General features: G+C 68.7%; 19 protein-coding genes, 2 pseudogenes and 1 riboswitch. Of the genes and pseudogenes, 12 read left to right on the top strand and 9 right to left on the bottom strand.

The annotated features are described in order from the left end of the window. Positions 1 to 47 precede the first annotated feature (47 nt). From Q0V34_RS14420 to Q0V34_RS14410, 3 genes are all read left to right on the top strand, one after another. Positions 48 to 764 carry a Tat pathway signal sequence domain protein gene (locus tag Q0V34_RS14420; protein WP_297513064.1) on the top strand — a complete coding sequence of 239 codons (717 nt, stop codon included), beginning with the start codon at positions 48 to 50 and terminating at the stop codon, positions 762 to 764. Further along, on the top strand, positions 761 to 2,563 hold the full coding sequence (locus tag Q0V34_RS14415) for an arginine--tRNA ligase (protein ID WP_297513062.1): 1,803 nt from the start codon (positions 761 to 763) through the stop codon (positions 2,561 to 2,563). Before Q0V34_RS14420 ends, Q0V34_RS14415 begins: the two co-directional genes overlap by 4 nt. 103 nt (positions 2,564 to 2,666) lie before the next feature. Further along, entirely contained in the window at positions 2,667 to 5,177 is a 2,511-nt protein-coding gene (locus tag Q0V34_RS14410; protein WP_297513060.1) for a zinc-dependent metalloprotease, read from the top strand. On the opposite strand, the pseudogene Q0V34_RS14405 reads toward Q0V34_RS14410, so the two are convergent. Continuing rightward, positions 5,174 to 5,302, bottom strand: a pseudogene (locus Q0V34_RS14405) (ORF6N domain-containing protein); the annotation flags it as partial. The gene Q0V34_RS14410 and the pseudogene Q0V34_RS14405 overlap by 4 nt on opposite strands. 152 nt (positions 5,303 to 5,454) lie before the next feature. Then, positions 5,455 to 5,545: riboswitch (glycine riboswitch) on the top strand. Between the two features lie 151 nt (positions 5,546 to 5,696). On the opposite strand from Q0V34_RS14405, the gene gcvT reads away from it, so the two are divergent. The 6 genes from gcvT to Q0V34_RS14375 all read left to right on the top strand — a co-directional run bounded on the left by gcvT (position 5,697) and on the right by Q0V34_RS14375 (position 11,225). Continuing rightward, complete coding sequence (gene gcvT / locus Q0V34_RS14400) at positions 5,697 to 6,821, top strand: glycine cleavage system aminomethyltransferase GcvT (protein WP_297513058.1); 1,125 nt, start codon at positions 5,697 to 5,699, stop codon at positions 6,819 to 6,821. A 15-nt stretch (positions 6,822 to 6,836) separates the two neighbouring features. Further along, on the top strand, positions 6,837 to 7,202 hold the full coding sequence (gcvH, locus tag Q0V34_RS14395; protein ID WP_297513055.1) for a glycine cleavage system protein GcvH: 366 nt from the start codon (positions 6,837 to 6,839) through the stop codon (positions 7,200 to 7,202). A gap of 86 nt (positions 7,203 to 7,288) precedes the next feature. Beyond that, positions 7,289 to 8,635 carry an aminomethyl-transferring glycine dehydrogenase subunit GcvPA gene (gene gcvPA, locus Q0V34_RS14390; RefSeq protein WP_297513054.1) on the top strand — a complete coding sequence of 449 codons (1,347 nt, stop codon included), beginning with the start codon at positions 7,289 to 7,291 and terminating at the stop codon, positions 8,633 to 8,635. Beyond that, positions 8,632 to 10,209: an aminomethyl-transferring glycine dehydrogenase subunit GcvPB gene (gene gcvPB, locus Q0V34_RS14385; protein WP_297513052.1), complete on the top strand. Its 1,578-nt coding sequence runs from the start codon at positions 8,632 to 8,634 to the stop codon at positions 10,207 to 10,209. Before gcvPA ends, gcvPB begins: the two co-directional genes overlap by 4 nt. Before the next feature lie 132 nt (positions 10,210 to 10,341). Continuing rightward, entirely contained in the window at positions 10,342 to 10,761 is a 420-nt protein-coding gene (locus Q0V34_RS14380; RefSeq protein WP_297513050.1) for a PGPGW domain-containing protein, read from the top strand. Next, positions 10,758 to 11,225, top strand: a complete 468-nt coding sequence (locus tag Q0V34_RS14375; protein WP_297513048.1) for a hypothetical protein — start codon at positions 10,758 to 10,760, stop codon at positions 11,223 to 11,225. Before Q0V34_RS14380 ends, Q0V34_RS14375 begins: the two co-directional genes overlap by 4 nt. A gap of 44 nt (positions 11,226 to 11,269) precedes the next feature. On the opposite strand, the gene Q0V34_RS14370 is transcribed toward Q0V34_RS14375, so the two are convergent. Together Q0V34_RS14370 and Q0V34_RS14365 are read right to left on the bottom strand one after the other, a co-directional pair. Further along, positions 11,270 to 11,506, bottom strand: coding sequence for a helix-turn-helix transcriptional regulator (locus tag Q0V34_RS14370; protein WP_297513047.1), 237 nt, complete (start codon positions 11,504 to 11,506; stop codon positions 11,270 to 11,272). Then, on the bottom strand, positions 11,506 to 12,078 hold the full coding sequence (locus Q0V34_RS14365) for a hypothetical protein (protein ID WP_297513045.1): 573 nt from the start codon (positions 12,076 to 12,078) through the stop codon (positions 11,506 to 11,508). The genes Q0V34_RS14370 and Q0V34_RS14365 overlap by 1 nt, the downstream gene beginning before the upstream one ends. A gap of 137 nt (positions 12,079 to 12,215) precedes the next feature. Here Q0V34_RS14365 and Q0V34_RS14360 point away from each other — a divergent pair, with 137 nt between their 5' ends. Further along, positions 12,216 to 12,863 carry an acyloxyacyl hydrolase gene (locus Q0V34_RS14360; RefSeq protein ID WP_297513043.1) on the top strand — a complete coding sequence of 216 codons (648 nt, stop codon included), beginning with the start codon at positions 12,216 to 12,218 and terminating at the stop codon, positions 12,861 to 12,863. A gap of 99 nt (positions 12,864 to 12,962) precedes the next feature. Here the strand turns inward: Q0V34_RS14360 and Q0V34_RS14355 are convergent, their stop codons facing one another. The 5 genes from Q0V34_RS14355 to Q0V34_RS14335 all read right to left on the bottom strand — a co-directional run bounded on the left by Q0V34_RS14355 (position 12,963) and on the right by Q0V34_RS14335 (position 15,588). Then, complete coding sequence (locus Q0V34_RS14355; RefSeq protein ID WP_297513041.1) at positions 12,963 to 13,472, bottom strand: F0F1 ATP synthase subunit B; 510 nt, start codon at positions 13,470 to 13,472, stop codon at positions 12,963 to 12,965. Positions 13,473 to 13,484: 12 nt separating this feature from the next. Next, positions 13,485 to 14,018: a hypothetical protein gene (locus tag Q0V34_RS14350; RefSeq protein WP_297513038.1), complete on the bottom strand. Its 534-nt coding sequence runs from the start codon at positions 14,016 to 14,018 to the stop codon at positions 13,485 to 13,487. 118 nt (positions 14,019 to 14,136) lie between these two features. Further along, on the bottom strand, positions 14,137 to 14,364 hold the full coding sequence (locus tag Q0V34_RS14345) for a F0F1 ATP synthase subunit C (protein WP_297513036.1): 228 nt from the start codon (positions 14,362 to 14,364) through the stop codon (positions 14,137 to 14,139). Positions 14,365 to 14,411: 47 nt separating this feature from the next. Continuing rightward, a complete protein-coding gene (locus Q0V34_RS14340; RefSeq protein WP_297513139.1) occupies positions 14,412 to 15,182 on the bottom strand; it encodes a F0F1 ATP synthase subunit A in 771 nt (256 codons plus the stop codon). A gap of 25 nt (positions 15,183 to 15,207) precedes the next feature. Further along, positions 15,208 to 15,588 (bottom strand): AtpZ/AtpI family protein, encoded by a 381-nt coding sequence (locus Q0V34_RS14335; RefSeq protein WP_297513034.1) that lies wholly within the window; start codon positions 15,586 to 15,588, stop codon positions 15,208 to 15,210. A 359-nt stretch (positions 15,589 to 15,947) separates the two neighbouring features. Between Q0V34_RS14335 and Q0V34_RS14330 the strand changes: the two genes are divergently transcribed. After that, complete coding sequence (locus Q0V34_RS14330; RefSeq protein ID WP_297513032.1) at positions 15,948 to 16,337, top strand: DUF6481 family protein; 390 nt, start codon at positions 15,948 to 15,950, stop codon at positions 16,335 to 16,337. 69 nt (positions 16,338 to 16,406) lie between these two features. Next, the gene (locus Q0V34_RS14325; protein ID WP_297513030.1) at positions 16,407 to 17,201 is read left to right on the top strand and encodes a TSUP family transporter; all 795 of its coding nucleotides are present in this window, start codon (positions 16,407 to 16,409) and stop codon (positions 17,199 to 17,201) included. Between the two features lie 188 nt (positions 17,202 to 17,389). Here the strand turns inward: Q0V34_RS14325 and Q0V34_RS14320 are convergent. Beyond that, positions 17,390 to 18,268, bottom strand: a pseudogene (locus tag Q0V34_RS14320) (chromosome segregation protein SMC); the annotation flags it as partial.

Raw genomic sequence — 18,268 nt, 5'->3', positions numbered from 1 at the left:
GGCTCAAGGTCCCGCTTGGCTCTCTTTCTTCTCGGAACCGACGTTTCATGCGCCGCACCTTCACGCTCGCCCTCAGCGCCCTGATGGCCGTCTCGATCGCCGCGACGGCGACGACCGCTCTGGCCCAGCGCCGGCCGAGCGGCGACCAAGGCGGCGGCGGGGACGACGACTCCGCCAAGAAGAAGAAGCGCGACGAGGAGTGGAACCAGCCCAAGGCGCCGCTGCCGCAGCTGCGCAACGCCGGCCCCTGCCCCTATGTGAAGGTGCTGTACGACGCCAGCCGCTATATCGAGTTCAAGGACGGCAAGGAGGCGGCCAGCCAGGCCGGCTTCACCGGCGAGATCCAGAGCCTGACCTCCGGCTGCGCCTACAAGAGCGACGAGCCGATCAAGATCCGCGTCGAGGCGCTGTTCCAGCTGGGTCGCGGTCCGACGGCGCAGGGCGACAAGCACACCTATCGCTACTGGGTCGCCGTCACCGAGCGGAATCAGGCCGTGATCGCCAAGGAATATTTCGACCTGCCGGTCAGCTTCTCGCCCGGCCAGGATCGCGTCTATACCACCCAGACGATCGAGCAGATCACCATCCCGCGCGCCGACGCCAAGGTCAGCGGCGGCAATTTCGAGGTGCTGCTCGGCTTCGACGTGACGCCGGAGATGGCCGCCTTCAATCGCGAGGGTAAGCGCTTCCGGGTCAACGCCGGCCAGACCGCCCAGAACACGTCGGGCCAAGCCGGCCAAGCAGGGACCTCCACCAAGCAATGAACGATTTGAAGCGGTCCTTGAGCGAAGCGGCCGCGGCCGCTTTCCAGGCCGCCGGACTGCCCCCCGAATTCGGACGCGTCACCGCCTCCGACCGTCCGGACCTGGCCGATTTCCAGTGCAACGGCGCCCTGGCGGCCGCCAAGAGCGCCAAGCGTAACCCGCGCGAGATCGCCGTGCAGGTGGTCGACATCCTCAAGGGTGATCCGCGCCTGGCGTCGGTGGAGATCGCCGGCGTCGGCTTCATCAACATGCGGGTCAGCGACGAGGCCCTGTCGGCCCGCGCCCGCGAGATCGCGGCCGACGCTCGCGCCGGGGCCCAACTGCTCGACGCGCCGCGTCGCGTGCTGGTCGACTATGCCGGCCCCAACGTCGCCAAGCCGATGCACGTGGGGCACCTGCGGGCCTCGATCATCGGCGAGTCGGTCAAGCGGCTCTATCGCTTCCGCGGCGACGAAGTGGTCGGCGACGCCCACTTCGGCGACTGGGGCTTCCAGATGGGCTTGCTGATCAGCGCCCTGATGGACGAGGATCCCTTCATCCGCGCCCTGATGGAGAAGCTGCCCGAGGCGCCGCGCGGCTTCTCCCCCGCCGACGAGGCCAAGCTGATGGCCGAGTTCGACCGACGGATCACCCTCGCCGACCTCGACCGCGTCTATCCGGCCGCCTCGCTGCGCCAGAAGGAAGATCCGGGCTTCAAGGAGCGCGCGCGCAAGGCGACCGCCGAGCTGCAGAACGGCCGCTTCGGCTATCGGCTGCTGTGGCGTCACTTCGTCAAGGTCAGCCGCGTGGCCCTGGAGCGCGAGTTCCACGCCCTGGGCGTCGACTTCGACCTCTGGAAGGGCGAGAGCGACGTCAACGACCTGATCGAGCCGATGGTCCATCAGCTGGAGGTCAAGGGCCTGCTGGTCGAGGACCAGGGCGCCCGCATCGTCCGCGTGGCCCGCGAGGGCGACAAGCGAGACGTGCCGCCGCTGCTGGTGGTCTCGTCCGAGGGCTCGGCCATGTACGGCACGACCGATCTCGCCACGATCCTGGATCGCCGCAAGTCGTTCGACCCGCACCTCATTCTCTACTGCGTCGACCAGCGCCAGGCCGACCACTTCGAGACGGTGTTCCGCGCCGCCTATCTGGCCGGCTACGCCGAGGAGGGCTCGCTGGAGCATATCGGCTTCGGCACCATGAACGGGCCGGACGGCAAGCCGTTCAAGACCCGCGCCGGCGGCGTCCTGAAGCTGCACGACCTGATCGAAATGGCTCGCGAGAAGGCGCGCGAACGCCTGCGCGAAGCCGGCCTCGGGGCCGAGCTTTCCGAGGAGCAGTTCGAGGACACCGCGCACAAGGTCGGCGTCGCGGCGCTGAAGTTCGCCGACCTGCAGAACTTCCGCGGCACCTCCTACGTCTTCGACCTCGACCGCTTCACCAGCTTCGAGGGCAAGACGGGGCCGTACCTGCTGTACCAGTCGGTGCGCATCAAGAGCGTGCTGCGCCGCGCGGCCGAGGCGGGCGCGACGGCGGGGCGGATCGAGATCCGCGAGCCGGCCGAGCGGGATCTGGCCATGCTGCTCGACGCCTTCGAGGGCGCGCTGGGCGAGGCCTACGACAAGAAGGCCCCGAACTTCATCGCCGAGCACGCCTACAAGCTGGCCCAGGTCTTCTCGAAGTTCTACGCCGCCTGCCCGATCATGAGCGCCGACACCGAAGAGATGCGCGGCTCGCGCTTGGCCTTGGCCGAGACGACCCTGCGCCAGCTGGAGCTGGCCCTGGACCTGCTCGGCATCGAGGCGCCCGAGCGGATGTAGGATCCCGAGCCCCTTCCCCCTCGCGGGGAAGGGGAGATCGCCGTTGCAATCTCGACAACGCCGCCCGACAGTCCCGCCGCGCCATTCGCGCGTCGGAGGGGTCATGAAGAAGTCCGTGGTCGCCATGTTGCTGGCGAGCGTCTGTGTCAGCGCCATCGCCGCGCCAGCGTTCGCCGAGGCCCCCAAGTCGGGTGTCGCCGACAAGAAGACCGACAAGTTCGCCGACGCGATCGCCGGGCTGGAGCGCAAGGACGGCCTGGCGCCGATCTTCGTCGACAAGAAGAAGAGCAGGATCCTGATGCTGCTGCCCAAGCCCAGCGCGGACGGGATCGCGGGGCGCTACATCTACCAGACCTATCTGCGCGCCGGTCTCGGTTCCAACCCGACCGGCCTCGACCGCTCGGCGCCGGGCGACACGCAGATCCTCGCGTTCCGCAAGGTGGGCGGCAAGATCGTCGCCCAGTTCGAGAACTGGGGTTTCTCGGCGGCGCGCGGCTCGGTCGACGAGCAAAAGGCGGTGGCCGACTCGTTCCCGATCTCCAGCGTCTGGTCGAACACGGTCGAGGCCGAGAGTCTGGACGGCGGCCTTTTGGTGGACATCACCTCGTTCCTGGTTCGCGACGCGCAGGGCATCGCCAAGACCCTCAAGCGCAGCAAGCAGGGCGATTTCCGCCTGAACGACGGCCTGTCCTACGCCGACACCGGCGAGGTGAACGTCTTCCCGACGAACGTCGAGCTGGAAGCCGTCGAGACCTTCGTCGGCGACGATCCCGGCGGCGAGGTGCGCGGCATCGTTCCCGATCCGCGCAACGTCACCCTGGCCCTGCACCACTCGTTCGTGGCCCTGCCCGAGCCGGGCTATGTCCCCCGCCAGAACGATCCGCGCGTCGGGGTCATCGACCACACCGTCGCCGACTATTCCGCGCCGCTGGGCGAGCCGATCGTCTATCGCCTAGTGCACCGTTTCCGGCTGGAGAAGACCGACCCGGCCGCCGCCCGCTCGCCGGTCAAGAAGCCGATCGTCTTCTATGTCGACCGCGCCGCGCCCGAGCCGGTGCGCTCGGCCCTGATCGAGGGCGGCCGCTGGTGGAGCCAGGCCTTCGAGGCCGCTGGCTTCATCGACGCCTTCAAGGTGGAACTGCTGCCCGAGGGCGTCTCGCCGCTCGACGCGCGCTACAATGTCGTCAACTGGGTGCACCGGCAGACGCGCGGCTGGTCCTACGGCCACGCGGTGGTCGATCCGCGCACGGGCGAGATCATCAAGGGCGACGTGCTCCTGGGCTCGCAGCGGGTGCGCCAGGACCGGATGATCTTCGAGGGCCTGGAAGGCGCCGACAAGACCGGCCAGGGCGGTCCCAACGATCCGATCGAGATCTCGCTGGCGCGCCTGCGCCAACTGGCGCCGCACGAGATCGGCCATTCGATCGGCCTGCAGCACAATTTCGCCGCCAGCACCTATGGCGGCCGCGCCTCGGTGATGGACTATCCGGCCCCGAAGATCGCCATCAAGGACGGCCAGCTCGACTTCTCCGACGCCTATGCGCGCGGGGTCGGGGCTTGGGACAGGTTCGTGATCGATTGGCTGTACGGGGTCGCGCCCGCCGGCGTCGACGAGAAGGCCTGGCTGAAGGCGAAGGCCGACAAGAGCCAGGCCGACGGCCTGCGCTACGTCTCCGACGAGGACGCCCGCGCCGCCGACACGCCCCATCCCCTCGGCGCGGTCTGGGACAACGGTTCCGACCCCGTCGCCGAGCTCGACCATGTGATGGCGGTGCGCAAGATCGCGCTCGATCGCTTCGGCCTGCGCAACCTGCCCAAGGGCGCGTCGGTGGCGGATCTGCGCAGGATCGTCGTGCCGATCTACATCTTCCAGCGCTACCAGGTCGACGCGACCGCCAAGCTGGTCGGCGGGATCGACTTCACCTACGGGGCCGAAGGCCACAAGCACGAGGCGTCGAGGATCGTCTCGGCCGATCGCCAGTCCGCCGCGATCGACGCGCTGCTGCGAACCATCACCCCCGCGGCGCTCGACCTTCCCGATACCGCGCTGGACGTCCTGACCTCGGGCCAGTCGCAGGGCGGGGACCACGCCTACGAGATCGAGACCTTCCAGCAGGGGCCGGTCTTCGACCTGCCCGCCGCGGCCGAGGTCGCCGCCGACCTCGTCTGGAGCGATCTCTTCGCCCCGGCGCGCCTGAACCGCCTGATGGAGGCCAAGCGCCGCGATCCGGCCCAGCCCGGCGTCGAGGGGCTGCTGGACAAGGCCCTGGCCTTCGCCGCCTTCGACGGCAAGGCGACCGGCCGGCAGGCCGAGCTGGCGCGCCGCGTCCGCCAGCGGCTGGTGGTCGGTCTCGCCCAGGCCCTGGCGGACAAGGACCTGTCGCCGACCGCCGGCGCGCTGATCCGCGCGCGCCTTGTCGACTGGGGCAAGGGGCTGAAGACCGCCGTCGGCGACGCGGCCGACAAGGCGCAGGCGCGAGTCCTGGCCGGCGTGGTCTTGGACGAGAGCGGCGAGCGCCTTGCCGCCCTGATCGCCGAGGGCAAGGCCAAGGTCGCGGTCCCGCCCGGTCCGCCGATCGGCGAGGACGACTGGTTCGGAGATCTCCGGCTCTAGGTCCGCTCCAGGTCCTTCAGAACGCCCAGCTGGTCCTCGACGCCGCCGCGCTCGAGATACTGCTCGGCGACCAAAACCAGGCGCAGCTGCTTGGCCAGCAAAGCCAGTTGGCGGTGACGGTTTTCGCACCTGGAGCGGCGGCCGTACGGCCGTCGAAGGGAGCTGACGTCACAAAATGTGACCTCAAATCCTGAGCATGTTCTTGGATTGTTCGCAATCGCCGGGCGCGCGGACAGGTCCGTCGTTGACTCTTGTTCCCGCCTCGCCCAAAGAGCCGAAGACCCTCGCGGGAGACATCGGGATTCGCTCCCGAGGCCGAAGGCGCAACCGCCCCGGAAACGCTCAGGCAAAAGGACCGCGCGGGTTTAGGAACGCTGGAAAGAGGCCCCCGAAAGGGCGGCTCGCCGAAGGAGCAAGGGGCCGCAAAGCCCCGGAATCTCTCAGGTCCAAGGGACAGCGGGGGCGCGACCAGCCGGCGACGCCGGCCGCCTCGCCGACCCCGCTTGGAGCCCTCGCCGCGTGTCCGACCAAGACCTCAAGAAGACCCCGCTCTATGACGCCCACGTGGCGGCCGGCGCGCGCATGGTCCCGTTCGCGGGCTATTCCATGCCGGTGCAGTATAAGGACGGGGTGCTGAAGGAGCACCTCTGGACCCGCGAGCACGCCGGCCTGTTCGACGTCTCGCACATGGGCCAGGCCCGCATCCGGGGCGCCAATGGTGAAACAAGTCCGGCCAAGGCGTTCGAGAAGGTCGTCTCCGCCGACTATCAGGGCCTCAAGCCCGGCAAGCAGCGCTACGGCGTGCTGCTGAACGCCGAGGGCGGCATCGTCGACGACCTGATGACCGCGCGACCCGATGACGACGGCCTGTTCGTCGTGGTCAACGGCGCCTGCAAGGACAACGACTACGCCATCATCGCCCGCGAGCTGGCCGGCGAGGCCACGGTGACCCGCCTCGAGGACCGCGCCCTGCTGGCCCTGCAGGGGCCCGAGGCCGCCGCCGTGCTGGCCGCCCATATTCCCGAGGCCGCCCAGATGGTGTTCATGGACGCCCGCGCCCTGACCGCCTTCGGCGTCGACGTCATCGTCTCGCGCTCGGGCTATACCGGCGAGGATGGCTACGAGATCTCGGCGCCCGCCGGGGCGGCCGAGCGGGTTTGGAACACGTTGCTGGCCGACGCGCGCGTCCGCCCCATCGGCCTGGGCGCCCGCGACAGCCTGCGCCTGGAGGCGGGCCTGCCGCTGTATGGCCACGACCTGGACGAGACCGTCTCGCCGATCGAGGCGGGCCTGAACTTCGCCGTCGGCAAGTCGCGCCGCGAGGCCGGCGACTATCTGGGCGCCGATCGCATCGCCAAGGAGCTGGCCGGCGAGCTCACCCGCGTCCGGGTGAACCTGAAGGTGCTGGAAGGCGCCCCGGCCCGCGAAGGCGCCGAGATCGCCGACGAAAGCGGCGCCATCATCGGCAGGGTGACCAGCGGCGGCTTCGCGCCTAGCCTGGGCTATCCCATCGCCATCGGCTTCGCCCCGCCCGCCTTCGCGGGGCTCGGGACCAAGCTTAAGGTCATCGTCCGCGGCAAGCCGGCGGCCGCCGAGGTCGTCGCTTCGCCCTTCGTTCCCAACCGCTACGTCCGCAAACTCTAAGCGAGGACTCCCAAGATGCGCTTCACCAAGGATCACGAATGGGTCGTCGTCGAGGGCGACGTGGCCACCGTCGGCATCACGGCCTACGCCGCCGAGCAATTGGGCGACGTGGTGTTCGTCGAGGTTCCGGAAGCCGGCAAGACCGTCAAGCAGGGCGACGGCCTTGCGGTGGTCGAGAGCGTCAAGGCCGCCTCCGACGTCTATGCCCCGGTCTCGGGCGAAGTGGTCGAGGGCAACGCCGAGCTGTCGGACAGCCCCGAAACCGTCAACGCCCTGCCGGAAAGCGGCGGCTGGTTCGCCAAGATCAAGCTGGCCAACCCGGCCGAGGTCGACGCCCTGATGGATCGCGACGCGTACGAAGCTTTCCTGGCGACTCTCTAAACCCCGCTTTCCCCGCGAAAGCGGGGACCCATGCGGCCTCCTCAGCTTAGGTCCCCGCTTTCGCGGGGATGCGCGGATTAAAAAGCATGCGCTACCTCCCCCTGACCCCCGAAGACCGCGTCGAGATGCTGGGCGCGATCGGCGTCAAGTCGATCGACGACCTGTTCGTGGACGTGCCGGCCTCGGCCCGCCGCGACGCGCCGGTCGACCTGCCGCATCACGCCGGCGAGCTTGAAGTCGAGCGCGAGATGGCCGCCTTGGCGCGTCGCAACCGCTCGGCGGGGGAGGGGCCGTTCTTCTGCGGGGCCGGCGCCTATCGCCACCACGTGCCGGCCACGGTCGACCACATCATCCAGCGGTCGGAATTCCTGACCAGCTACACGCCCTATCAGCCGGAAATCGCCCAAGGCACCCTGCAGGTGCTGTTCGAGTTCCAGACCCAGGTCGCGGCCCTGACCGGCATGGAGGTGGCCAACGCCTCGCTCTATGACGGCTCGACCGGCGCGGCCGAGGCGGTGATGATGGCCCACCGGATCACCCGCCGCGGCAAGGCGGTGATGTCCGGCGGCGTCCATCCGCACTATGTCGGCGCGATCGAGACCCTGGCCCACGCGGCCGGCGTCGCCACCACCCGGATGCCGGCCGCCGTCGACGCCGAGGACGCGGTGATCGCCGCTATCGATGCCGACACCGCCTGCGTCGTCGTCCAGACGCCCAACGTGTTCGGCACGGTGACCGACGTGAGCAAGATCGCCCAGGCCGCCCAGGCCGCCGGCGCGCTGCTGATCGTGGTGACGACCGAGGCCGTCTCGTACGGCCTGCTGAAGTCGCCCGGCGAGATGGGCGCCGACATCGCCGTGGCCGAGGGCCAGTCGATCGGCAACGGCCTGAACTTCGGCGGCCCGTATGTGGGTCTCTTCGCCTGCAAGGAAAAGTTCGTCCGCCAGATGCCGGGCCGCCTGTGCGGCGAGACGGTGGACGCCGACGGTCAGCGCGGCTTCGTGCTGACCCTGTCGACCCGCGAGCAGCACATCCGTCGCGACAAGGCGACCTCGAACATCTGCACCAACAGCGGCCTCTGCGCCCTGGCCTTCTCGATCCATATGAGCCTCTTGGGCGAGACGGGGCTGCGCAAGCTGGCCGCGCTCAATCACCAGAAGGCCCTGGCCCTGCGCGACGCTTTGAAGACCGTGCCGGGCGTCGAGATTCTGACGCCCCGCTTCTTCAACGAGTTCGCCATCCGCGTGCCGAAGAACGCCGCCGATCTTGTCGAGACCCTGGCCAATAACGGCGTGATCGCCGGCGTGCCGTTCTCGCGCCTCGACGCGGGCGCGGGCCTGGACGACGTGCTGCTGGTCGCCGCCACCGAGACCACGCTGGACATCGACATCACCGTTTTCGCCAAGGCCCTGACCAAGGTGTTCGCCCAATGAGCATGAACAATGTCGGCCGCCCCACGCGTCCCGAAGCCGCCAATGACGCCCCCGCCAGCCACGCGACCCTGACCGGCGCGCGCGGCCTGCTGCAGGACGAGGCCCTGATCTTCGAACTGGACGGCTGGAACAAGACCGGCGTCGACCTGCCGGACGCCGCCGCCCCCTCGGACGACCTGGCCGGCCTGCTTCGCGCCGAGCCGATCGGCCTGCCGGGCCTGTCGGAGCCGGAAGTGGTCCGCCACTATGTCCGCCTCAGCCAGAAGAACCACGCCATCGACCTGGCGCTCTATCCGCTGGGCTCGTGCACGATGAAGCACAACCCGCGCCTGAACGAGAAGATGGCGCGCCTGCCGGGCTTCTCGGACATCCACCCGCTGCAGCCGACCTCGACGGTGCAGGGCGCTCTGACGCTGATGGACCGCCTGGCCCACTGGCTGAAGACCCTGACCGGCATGCCGGCGGTGGCGCTGACGCCCAAGGCCGGCGCGCACGGCGAGCTCTGCGGCCTGCTGGCCATCCGCGCCGCCCACGAGGCGGCCGGCAACGGCCACCGCAAGACGGTGCTGGCCCCGACCAGCGCTCACGGCACCAACCCCGCCACGGCGGCCTTCGTCGGCTATACGGTGGTCGAGATCGCCCAGACCGAGGACGGCCGCGTCGACCTAGCAGACCTGGAATCCAAGCTCGGCGACCATGTGGCCGCCATCATGGTCACCAACCCCAACACCTGCGGCCTGTTCGAGCGCGACGTGGTCGAAATCGCCCGCCTGACCCACGCGGCCGGGGCCTATTTCTACTGCGACGGCGCCAACTTCAACGCCATCGTCGGCCGGGTGCGCCCGGGCGACCTGGGCGTCGACGCCATGCACATCAACCTGCACAAGACCTTTTCGACGCCGCACGGCGGCGGCGGTCCGGGCGCGGGTCCGGTGGTGCTGAGCGCGGCCTTGGCCCCGTTCGCCCCGACCCCCTGGCTGGTCCATGACGACGGCGGCTTCTCGCTGGCCGAGCACGCCGGCGAGGCGGGGGCGGAGACGGCGTTTGGCCGGATGAGCGCCTTCCATGGCCAGATGGGCATGTATGTCCGCGCCTATGCCTACATGCTGAGCCACGGGGCCGACGGCCTGCGCCAGGTGGCCGAGGACGCGGTGCTGAACGCCAACTACGTCAAGGCGCGGCTGAAGGACGTGATGAGCCCGGCCTTCCCGGACGGCCCGTGCATGCACGAGGCCCTGTTCGACGACAGCTGGCTGGAGGGCACGGGCGTGACCACGCTCGACTTCGCCAAGGCGATGATCGACGAGGGCTTCCACCCCATGACCATGTACTTCCCGCTGGTCGTTCATGGCGCGATGCTGATCGAGCCGACCGAGACCGAGAGCAAGCAGGAGCTGGACCGCTTCATCGCCGCTCTGCGGGCCCTGGCCGGCGCGGCCAAGGCGGGGGATACGGAACGCTTCAAGGGCGCGCCGTATCACGCCCCGCTCCGGCGCCTCGACGAGACCCTGGCGGCCCGCAAGCCCCGGTTGAGGTGGAAACCTGTGGCCGCGGCGCCACTGGCGGCTGAATAGCATTTTCCATACCCCCCTTGCGACCTCGGGGCGCCTTTACGGCGTCCCCGAGCCTCCACATATCGGGGAGGCGCGACGAGGCTGGCTGGGTGTTCCAGGGAGCCAGGGCCGCGCAAGCCCGTTCGTCCTCCCATGACCGCTCTCGCCTTCGCCATGCCGCGCGCCCGCCGGACCGCCGATGACCTCGCCCGAGACCTCGTGGCGCGCTTTTGGCGCGTGTCGCTGGTCATTGTCGGCCTGCTGATCGTCGTCGCCGGCGTGCTGATCGCGCCGCTGCCCGGCCCCATGGGGCTGCCGGTCATGGTCGTGGGCCTGATGCTGATCCTTCGCAACTCGTTCAAGGCTCGCAAGCACTTCGTCCGGTTCCAGCACGCCCATCCGCGTCTGGTCTTCCCGATCCGTCGCCTGCTGCGCCGCGAGCCCGAGGTGTTTCCGGTGGCCTGGCAGCAGGTGCTGCGCGTCGAGCGGCTCGTCGCGCCGGCCCGTTACCGGGTGGCGTCGCGCTGGCGCAAGGCGCTGCGTCGGCGCGCGACGAAGCGGGCGACGCGGTGAACGCCACGGTCGCCAGAATCGACGACATCAAGCACAGGGTCCGTCGCAGGGCGCGGCTGGCTCTGCTGCTGCGCGAGTCCGCGGCCCGGGCCTATCGCTGGATCGCCATCGGCTTCGGCTCGCTGGTGATCCTGGCCGGCGCGGTGCTGACGCCGCTGCCTGGACACCTGGGCCTGCCGCTGCTGGTCATCGGGCTGATGATCGTGCTGCGCTACTCGTTCCAGGCCCGCAAGACCTTCATCCGCTGGCAGAAGCGTCACCCTAAGCTGGTGTTCCCGATTCGCCGCCTGATGCGCCGCGAGCCCGAGGTGCTGCTGGTCGTGTGGCAGCAGATGCTCCGTACCGAGAAGCTGGTGCTGCGCAGGGCCCGCTGGCGGCTGCTGGTCAAGACCCGCAAGCGGGTGAAGCGGTATCTGGCGCGCAAGACGGCGAAGAGCGTCGCGACGCCGGCGGTTTCGGCCTAGGGCGTTTATCTGTTTCGAATGACTCCATTCGAAACAGACGGGCTCTAGAGGGCGTCGCCGCCCTCGATGTCGTCGTCGGAATATTCGTACCCCAGCAGGTCGCCCGGCGCGCAGTCCAGATAGCGGCAGATCGCCGCCAGCGTCGAGAAGCGCACCCCCTTCACCTTGCCCGACTTCAGCAGGGAGAGGTTCGACTCGGTGATGCCGATCGCCTCGGCGAGCTCCTTGGAGCGGATCTTCCGCCGGGCGAGCATGACGTCGAGATTGACGATGATGGGCATCAGATGAAGTTGTCCAGATCGCGCCGCGCCGCAAGCCCGGCCTCGATCGCCCAGACGGCGGCGTAGGCGGCGAGTCCCAGAAGCAGGCCGCCGCCGATCCTGTCGAGGTAAATCCATAGCTCCAGCTTAGGGCCTGTCGGCGTGCCGCCGGAGAGGACGGTCGCCCGCAGGCTCTCATGAATCGGGCTGGTCAGCGCCCAGGCGATGGCGGCCAGCGACGCCAAGCGCAGCCAGCGCAGGGCCTGGCCCAGCGCGTTCGGCGCGTCTCCGGCCAGGCGGCGCAAAGCCACGCCGACGCCCAGCAGCAGAAGCGCCAGCGGGCCTCGGTTGAAGACCTCGACGGCGGCCAGCTCGAACCGGACGTCCGGCCGGCGGACGAAGGCCTCGAAGGCGCGCCGATGTTCGGGCGTGGCGATGACCTGCGAGGCGATGTCGTCGTCCAGCAGGTCGACGGGGCGGTTGCGCCATTCGCAGCCGTCGACGCCGCAGATCGGCGACGCGCCGGGCGAGGTCCCCGCGACGACGATCACGATCGTGACCGCCAGGGCGGCCAACAGGAACACCGCTCCCATGGCGCGGCAGAGCCTGGCTTGGTGGCTCGCGAGCCCATACCCGTTTTGCATAATAATCTTTCTGTTTTACGAAAAGATATTTTTATCCTACACGATCGCGAGGGGCTGGGAGAAGTCCCGCTTGCGAGGAGAGTTGAATGATTGGCTGGAAAACGAGCGTTCTGTGCGTCTCGCTCGCGCTGGCGTCGACCGCGGCCAGGGCCCAGGACGGCGCGGAGGTCGGCGTCGGCGTCCTTCGGCATGGGGCGAATTTCCATCCGCTGGGCAGCCGGCTGGTGTTCGACCTGCCCGCGCTCCCCCCTGGCCAGATCTACGAGGGCCAGGAGGAGAACGGCACGGTCGATGTCGAGCTCGTCTATCGCGGCGCGCCGCTGCGGATCCTGCTCAAGCCCCGGCTGACCGGAAAGCTGCAGATCAACACCGACGGACGCACCAGCTTCGCCAGCGTGGGCGCCGAGTGGCGCCAGAGCCTGCTGGGCGGACGCGTCTACGCCCAAGGGGGCGTCGGGCTGACCGTGATCGACGGCTATCGGTTCACCCCGGATCCGTTCCAGCCCGGGCTGGATCGTGGCGAGGCGACGCGTCGCTACGACATCTATCGGCGGCGAACCTCGTTTGGATCCAAGGTGCTGTTCAATCCCAACGCCGCCCTCGGCGTTCGCCTGAGCCCTCGCTGGTCGGCGGAACTGGCGTGGGAGCACTACAGCCATCGCCGGGTCTTCTCGGAACAGAATCCCGGCATCGACAATGTCGGCCTGCGGCTGGTCAGGGTTCTGGGTCGCTGATCGAGGCCTCTCTGGGTCCGCGCTCGGCATTAGCCAAGAAAAAGGGCGCGGACCTCGCGATCCGCGCCCTTCCTTTTGTCTACCCGACGTCGCCGGCCGCTATTGCAGCTTGGCGCCCATCTGGCCGATGGCGGCGTCCGCCAGCGGGTCGGTCTTGGCGCCGGCGAGGCGGGCGGCCAGGACGGTCTCGGCGGCCTGGGCGGCGAGATCCACCGCGGCGGCCTTCACGTCGGCGGCGGCTTGCGCCTCGGCCTGGGCGATCTTGCGTTCGGCCATCTCGGCGCGGCGCTTGATCTGCTCCTCGAGCTTTTCCTTGGCTTCCTCGGCCAGACGCTTGGCGTCGGCCTTGGCGGCTTCCAGCATGCCGGCGGCCTGACGCTCGGCCTCCTCGCGCTGGGCCTTGACGTCCGCGAGCAGGGCTTGCGCCTCTTCCCGCAGCTGCTGGGCCTCGTCGAGCTCGGCCTTGATCCTGGCGGCGTGGGCGTCGAGCGCGCTGAACAGGGCGCCCGGAAGCACCTTCATATAGATCAGCAGGCCGATGAACAGCACGAGGCCGACCAGGACCCACAGTTCCGGGTTGGCCAGGCTGAACAGGGATTCGTGTTCCATCGTCGACGCTCCTTAGGCCAGGGCAGACTTCAGCTCGGCGGCCGAGGCCGCCTTGCCGGTCAGCTTTTCGACGATCGCGCCGGCCGTCTCCTCGGCCACGACGCGGACCTGGCTCATGGCCGCGTCGCGGGCGGCCTGGATCGAAGCCTCGGCCGCGGCCAGCTTCTCGGCCAGGATGGCCTCTTCCTTGGCCTGACGCTCGGCGGCTTCGGCCGAAGCCTTGGCCTTGGCGTCGGCCGCGGTCTTCTGAGCCTTGGCGCGGGCCTCGGCGACTTCAGCCGCCGCGGCGCGAGCCTGGACCTCGGCCTCGTCCTTCAGGCGACGGGCGTCGGCGATGTCGCCGGCGATCTTGGCGCCGCGCTCGTCGATCGCGCCGCTGACGCGGGGCAGCAGAGCCTTCGACAGCACCGTGTAGAGCACGGCGAAGATGAGCAGCAGCCAAACGATCTGACCGCCCCAGTGCTCGAACTGCAGCTGCGGAAGGCCGCCGCTTTCGTGCTGGGGAGCTTCAGTCGACTCGACCGCGCCTTGATGTTCCGTCGCCATGGGCGAGGGCGCCTCTTAGCTGGAGCGTCCTGGAGACGTGCTCAATGGAGCCGCGCCGAACGGACGCTTTAAAACAAGGAACCGGGGCGCGGCCGCGAAGGCGCGCCCCGGTCGTGGATCACTTCGCGAACAGGATCAGGAAGGCGATGACCAGGGCGAAGATGCCCAGGGCTTCCGTCAGCGCCATGCCCAGGAACAGCATCGGGCGCTCTTGAGCGGCGGCGGTCGGGTTGCGCAGGGCGCCTTGGAAGTAGTTGCCGAACATCACGCCCAGGCCAACGCCCGCGCCGATCATGCCGAGCATGGCCAAGCCAGCGCCGATGTACTTCGCAGCAGTAGCGTCCATGATTGAGACTCCTTGGAAGGGTATTTGTTGGAAAAACTAGAGGGTGATCAGTGGCTGTCGAGGTGCACGACGTCGTTGAGATAGACGCAGGTGAGCACCGCGAACACGAAGGCCTGAAGGAAGGCCACCATGAACTCGAGCGCCGTCAGGGCGACGACGGAGGAAAGCGCCAGCGCGCCGACGGCCCAGTACGCGGGGGCCATGGCCAGCAGGATCGCCACGAAGGTCGCGAAGATCTTCAGCACCACGTGGCCGCCCAGCATGTTGCCGAACAGACGCAGGGCCAGGGTGATCGGGCGGATGAGGAACGAGATGAACTCGATCGGCACCAGCAGGAACAGCAGCGGCCACGGCACGCCCGACGGCGCGAACAGCTTGAAGAACTTCAGGCCGTTCTTGGCGAAGCCGACGCCGATCACGGTCAGGATCACCATCATGCCCAGCGTCAGGGTGACGGCCAGCTGCGAGCTGGCGGTGAAGCCCAGGAAGTTGCCGGTCCAGCCGAACAGCATGCCTTGCAGGTTGCAGAACAGGATCAGCGAGAACAGCGTGAACACGAACGGCAGGTACTTCTTGCCGTCGTGACCGATGATCGAGCTCGTCAGGCCGTCGACCAGCCCGTACAGCAGCTCGCCCGTGGTCTGCAGGCGGCCGGGGACGACCTCGCCCTTGCCCGCCAGGGCGTAGAACACGATGATCAGGGTCGCGGCCAGCAGCATGGCGGCGATGGAATTGTTGATCGACAGGTCGATCGCGCCCAGGCCCGGAACGTTCACGGTCGGCAGCGTCACGATCTTCTGGATCATGAACTGGTGCATCGGGTCGATCGGCGTGGCCAAGGCCCTAGTCTCTCTTCTGCTTGGGGACGGTTGACCCGTCTCCCGTGTCTTCGCCGGGCTCTCCCGACCGGGAGGACGCCGACGCCTGCGCGCTCAGTTTCATCGCCTTGCGGACGATGGAGAAAATCGCGAGCCCCAGACCGATCAGCAGTCCGCCGACCATGCCCCAGGGCCCCGTGTGGGCGTAGCGGTCGAGCAGCCAGCCAAAGCCGAGCCCCACCAGTACGCCACCGATCAGATCCGCCAGAAGGCGGTAGCCGTCCTGGCTGGCCTTTTCGGACGCGGCCTTCGCCGGTCTTTCCGCCGCCTTCCTCGCCTCAAATGCGTCGAGCCGAGCGTCGAGGCTCGAGAGAGCCTTGTCGTTCGGGTCGTCGGCCTTGGGCATGGGAAGCGGCAGGTCCGAAAACGCCGCGGACACGCCAAAACAAGGCGCTTTTCCGGCCGGCTTGATCGGCGCGGAACCTATAGACCTCGCCGCGGTGCGTCAAGGCGAGCGAATCCGGGGCCAAGTGACCGGAATACTTAAGGATTTGGCGTTCGGGCGCCGCGAGGGGCAAAACCTTCCCCTGTTCGCGCCGAGGTTCCTTCGGGGCAGGCCCTGTCGAAACAGGGAACGAGACCCTACATGAGGCGTACTCTTTAAGGCCGCTCCCCCTAGGCAAGGCGCGGCCGGCGCCGATGACGCATTGATTTTTTCGCCGAATTGGGCTTTAGAGCCGCCGCCTCCTAACAACACGAAGATTCATGTCGCACCTGAAGAACACCGGATTCGCCGATCGTATTTCCGCCCAACAGGAAGCCAAGAAGGCGATGCTGGCCAAGTTCAAGGCCAAGCCGACCGTCCAGGATCCTGATTTCGACAAGCGTGAGGAGCTGCGCGCCGCCGAACTGGAAGCCGTCCGCGCCGCCCGCGCCGCCGCCAAGGAAAAGGCCCGTCTCGAAGCGCTGGCGCGCGAGGAGGAGCTGATGGCCGCCAAGCGCGCCGAGCGCAAGGAGCGCAAGGCGCTCGAAGCCGCCGAAATGCGGGTTCGCAAGGAAGAGAAGGCCAAGGAACGTGAAGAGCTTCGCGCCCTGGGCAAGACGACCAACAGCAAGCAGTCCCGCGCCCACCAGTGGGCCAGCCTGCTGGGCTAAGCTTGATGAGGGCTCCTTCGGGAGCCCTTTTTCTTTGCGCCCCGCGCCAAACGGGATCATGAGCCAGCCATGGTTCATCTCGATCTCGTCGTCGGCCTGTTCGTGGTCGCGGCCCTGGCCGGGGCCATCGACGCCATCGCCGGCGGCGGCGGCCTCCTGACCCTGCCGGCCCTGCTGCTCGCGGGCCTATCGCCGGTTCAGGCCTTGGGCACGAACAAGCTGCAGGGCGCCATCAGCGCCATCTCCTCGACCAGCGCCTTCGCTCGCCGCGGGCTGATCGACTGGAAGACCGCGCTGCCGGTCGCGCTCGGCGCGGCGATCGCCGGCCTGTGCGGCGCCCTGTGCGCCAGCCTGCTGTCGCCGGGCCTGCTGCGCGCGGTCGTGCCCCTGCTGCTGATCGGCATCGCGCTCTATTTCGGCTTCTCGCGGGCGCTGAAGGCCGAGGACGTCGCCCCGCGACTGGCGCTGATCCCGTTCGCCTGTTTCGTCGCGCCGCTGGTCGGCTTCTATGACGGGATCTTCGGTCCCGGCGCGGGAGCCTTCTACATGGTGGCGATCGTCACCCTGCTGGGCTACGGCGTGCTGAAGGCCACGGCCCACACCAAGCTGGCCAACGCCGCCAGCAATGTCGGCAGTCTGGCGCTGTTCATCCTGAAGGGCACGGTCGTCTGGCCGGTGGGCCTGGCCATGGCGGCCGGGGCGTTTCTCGGCGCCCAGCTCGGGTCGCGGCTGGCCATGCGTTTCGGGCCTCGGCTGATCCGGCCGCTGCTGGTGACGATCTCCTGCGCCATGGCCGTGAAGCTGCTGGCCGACCCGGCCAATCCGCTGCGGATGGCGGCGGAGCATGTCTTGAGAGGTCTGTGAGGGCTAACCCCTTAGGTCTGCCTTCCTGGGCCTTGTGCCCAGGATCCAGGGTTCAGCACATTCCGCGACTAGGGGTTAGAGCTTGGCCTCGCCGCCGCGATGATCCGATCCTCCGAGCCCGCCTCAAGCATGGGTCCTGGGCACAAGGCCCAGGAAGGCGGGGTGTTTGGGGGCTGACATCATCGGACCTAAGCCGCCACCAGCTTCTCGGCGGTGCTCAGGTCCACGCTGACCAGCTGGCTTACTCCGCGCTCGGCCATGGTCACGCCGAACAGGCGGTCCATGCGGCTCATGGTCACCGGGTTGTGGGTGATGGCGATGAAGCGGGTCTGGGTGCGCCGGCGCATCTCGTCGAGCATGTTGCAGTAGCGGTCGACATTGGCGTCGTCGAGCGGCGCGTCGACCTCGTCCAGCACGCAGATCGGGGCCGGATTGGCCAGGAACACGCCGAAGATCAGGGCGCTGGCGGTCAGGGCCTGCTCGCCGCCGCTCATCAGGCTCATGCTGGCCAGACGCTTGCCGGGCGGGCAGGCGAAGATCTCCAGCCCGGCCTCCAGCGGATCCTCGCTCTCGATCAGCCGCAGCTCGGCCTGGCCGCCGCCGAACAGGGCCTGGAAGAGGGTCTGGAAGTGGCCGTTGATCACGTCGAAGGCCGCCAGCAGCCGCTCGCGGCCCTCGGCGTTCAGCTCCTCGATCCCCGCCCGCAGCTTGGCCACCGCGCCCGACAGATCGGCGCGCTCGGTACGCATGCTTTCCAGGCGGGCGGCGTATTCCTGGGCCTCTTCCTCGGCCCGCAGGTTCACCGGCCCGATCGCGTCGCGCTCGCGTTCGAGGGCGAACAGGTGGGCCTCGACCCCGGCGGCGTCCTTGGGCACGGCCACGGCCTCGCCGGCCACGTGGCGGCCCAGCTCCTCGGGCTCCATGCGGGCCTGCTCGCGAATGGCCGAGGCGACCTCGGCGAAGCGCTGGCGGGCGCCGTCGAGGTGGGCGACCAGGGCCGCGCGGGTCTCGCGCGCCTCGCCGGCCGCGCGGTCGGTCTCGCGCGCGGCGCGGTCGGCGTGCAGGCG

Origin of the sequence: uncultured Caulobacter sp., assembly GCF_947036865.1 — a bacterium.
Classification (GTDB): domain Bacteria; phylum Pseudomonadota; class Alphaproteobacteria; order Caulobacterales; family Caulobacteraceae; genus Caulobacter.
This window is presented reverse-complemented; position numbering and strand designations above follow the sequence as displayed.

Coding starts and splice junctions, on each gene's coding strand:
- Q0V34_RS14420 (WP_297513064.1), top strand. CDS start 48: ATGCGCCGCACCTTCACGCTCGCCCTCAGCGCCCTGATGGCCGTCTCG.
- Q0V34_RS14415 (WP_297513062.1), top strand. CDS start 761: ATGAACGATTTGAAGCGGTCCTTGAGCGAAGCGGCCGCGGCCGCTTTC.
- Q0V34_RS14410 (WP_297513060.1), top strand. CDS start 2,667: ATGAAGAAGTCCGTGGTCGCCATGTTGCTGGCGAGCGTCTGTGTCAGC.
- gcvH (WP_297513055.1), top strand. CDS start 6,837: ATGCGCTTCACCAAGGATCACGAATGGGTCGTCGTCGAGGGCGACGTG.
- gcvPA (WP_297513054.1), top strand. CDS start 7,289: ATGCGCTACCTCCCCCTGACCCCCGAAGACCGCGTCGAGATGCTGGGC.
- gcvPB (WP_297513052.1), top strand. CDS start 8,632: ATGAGCATGAACAATGTCGGCCGCCCCACGCGTCCCGAAGCCGCCAAT.
- Q0V34_RS14380 (WP_297513050.1), top strand. CDS start 10,342: ATGACCGCTCTCGCCTTCGCCATGCCGCGCGCCCGCCGGACCGCCGAT.
- Q0V34_RS14370 (WP_297513047.1), bottom strand. CDS start 11,506: ATGCCCATCATCGTCAATCTCGACGTCATGCTCGCCCGGCGGAAGATC.
- Q0V34_RS14365 (WP_297513045.1), bottom strand. CDS start 12,078: ATGGGAGCGGTGTTCCTGTTGGCCGCCCTGGCGGTCACGATCGTGATC.
- Q0V34_RS14360 (WP_297513043.1), top strand. CDS start 12,216: ATGATTGGCTGGAAAACGAGCGTTCTGTGCGTCTCGCTCGCGCTGGCG.
- Q0V34_RS14355 (WP_297513041.1), bottom strand. CDS start 13,472: ATGGAACACGAATCCCTGTTCAGCCTGGCCAACCCGGAACTGTGGGTC.
- Q0V34_RS14350 (WP_297513038.1), bottom strand. CDS start 14,018: ATGGCGACGGAACATCAAGGCGCGGTCGAGTCGACTGAAGCTCCCCAG.
- Q0V34_RS14345 (WP_297513036.1), bottom strand. CDS start 14,364: ATGGACGCTACTGCTGCGAAGTACATCGGCGCTGGCTTGGCCATGCTC.
- Q0V34_RS14340 (WP_297513139.1), bottom strand. CDS start 15,182: ATGCACCAGTTCATGATCCAGAAGATCGTGACGCTGCCGACCGTGAAC.
- Q0V34_RS14335 (WP_297513034.1), bottom strand. CDS start 15,588: ATGCCCAAGGCCGACGACCCGAACGACAAGGCTCTCTCGAGCCTCGAC.
- Q0V34_RS14330 (WP_297513032.1), top strand. CDS start 15,948: ATGTCGCACCTGAAGAACACCGGATTCGCCGATCGTATTTCCGCCCAA.
- Q0V34_RS14325 (WP_297513030.1), top strand. CDS start 16,407: ATGGTTCATCTCGATCTCGTCGTCGGCCTGTTCGTGGTCGCGGCCCTG.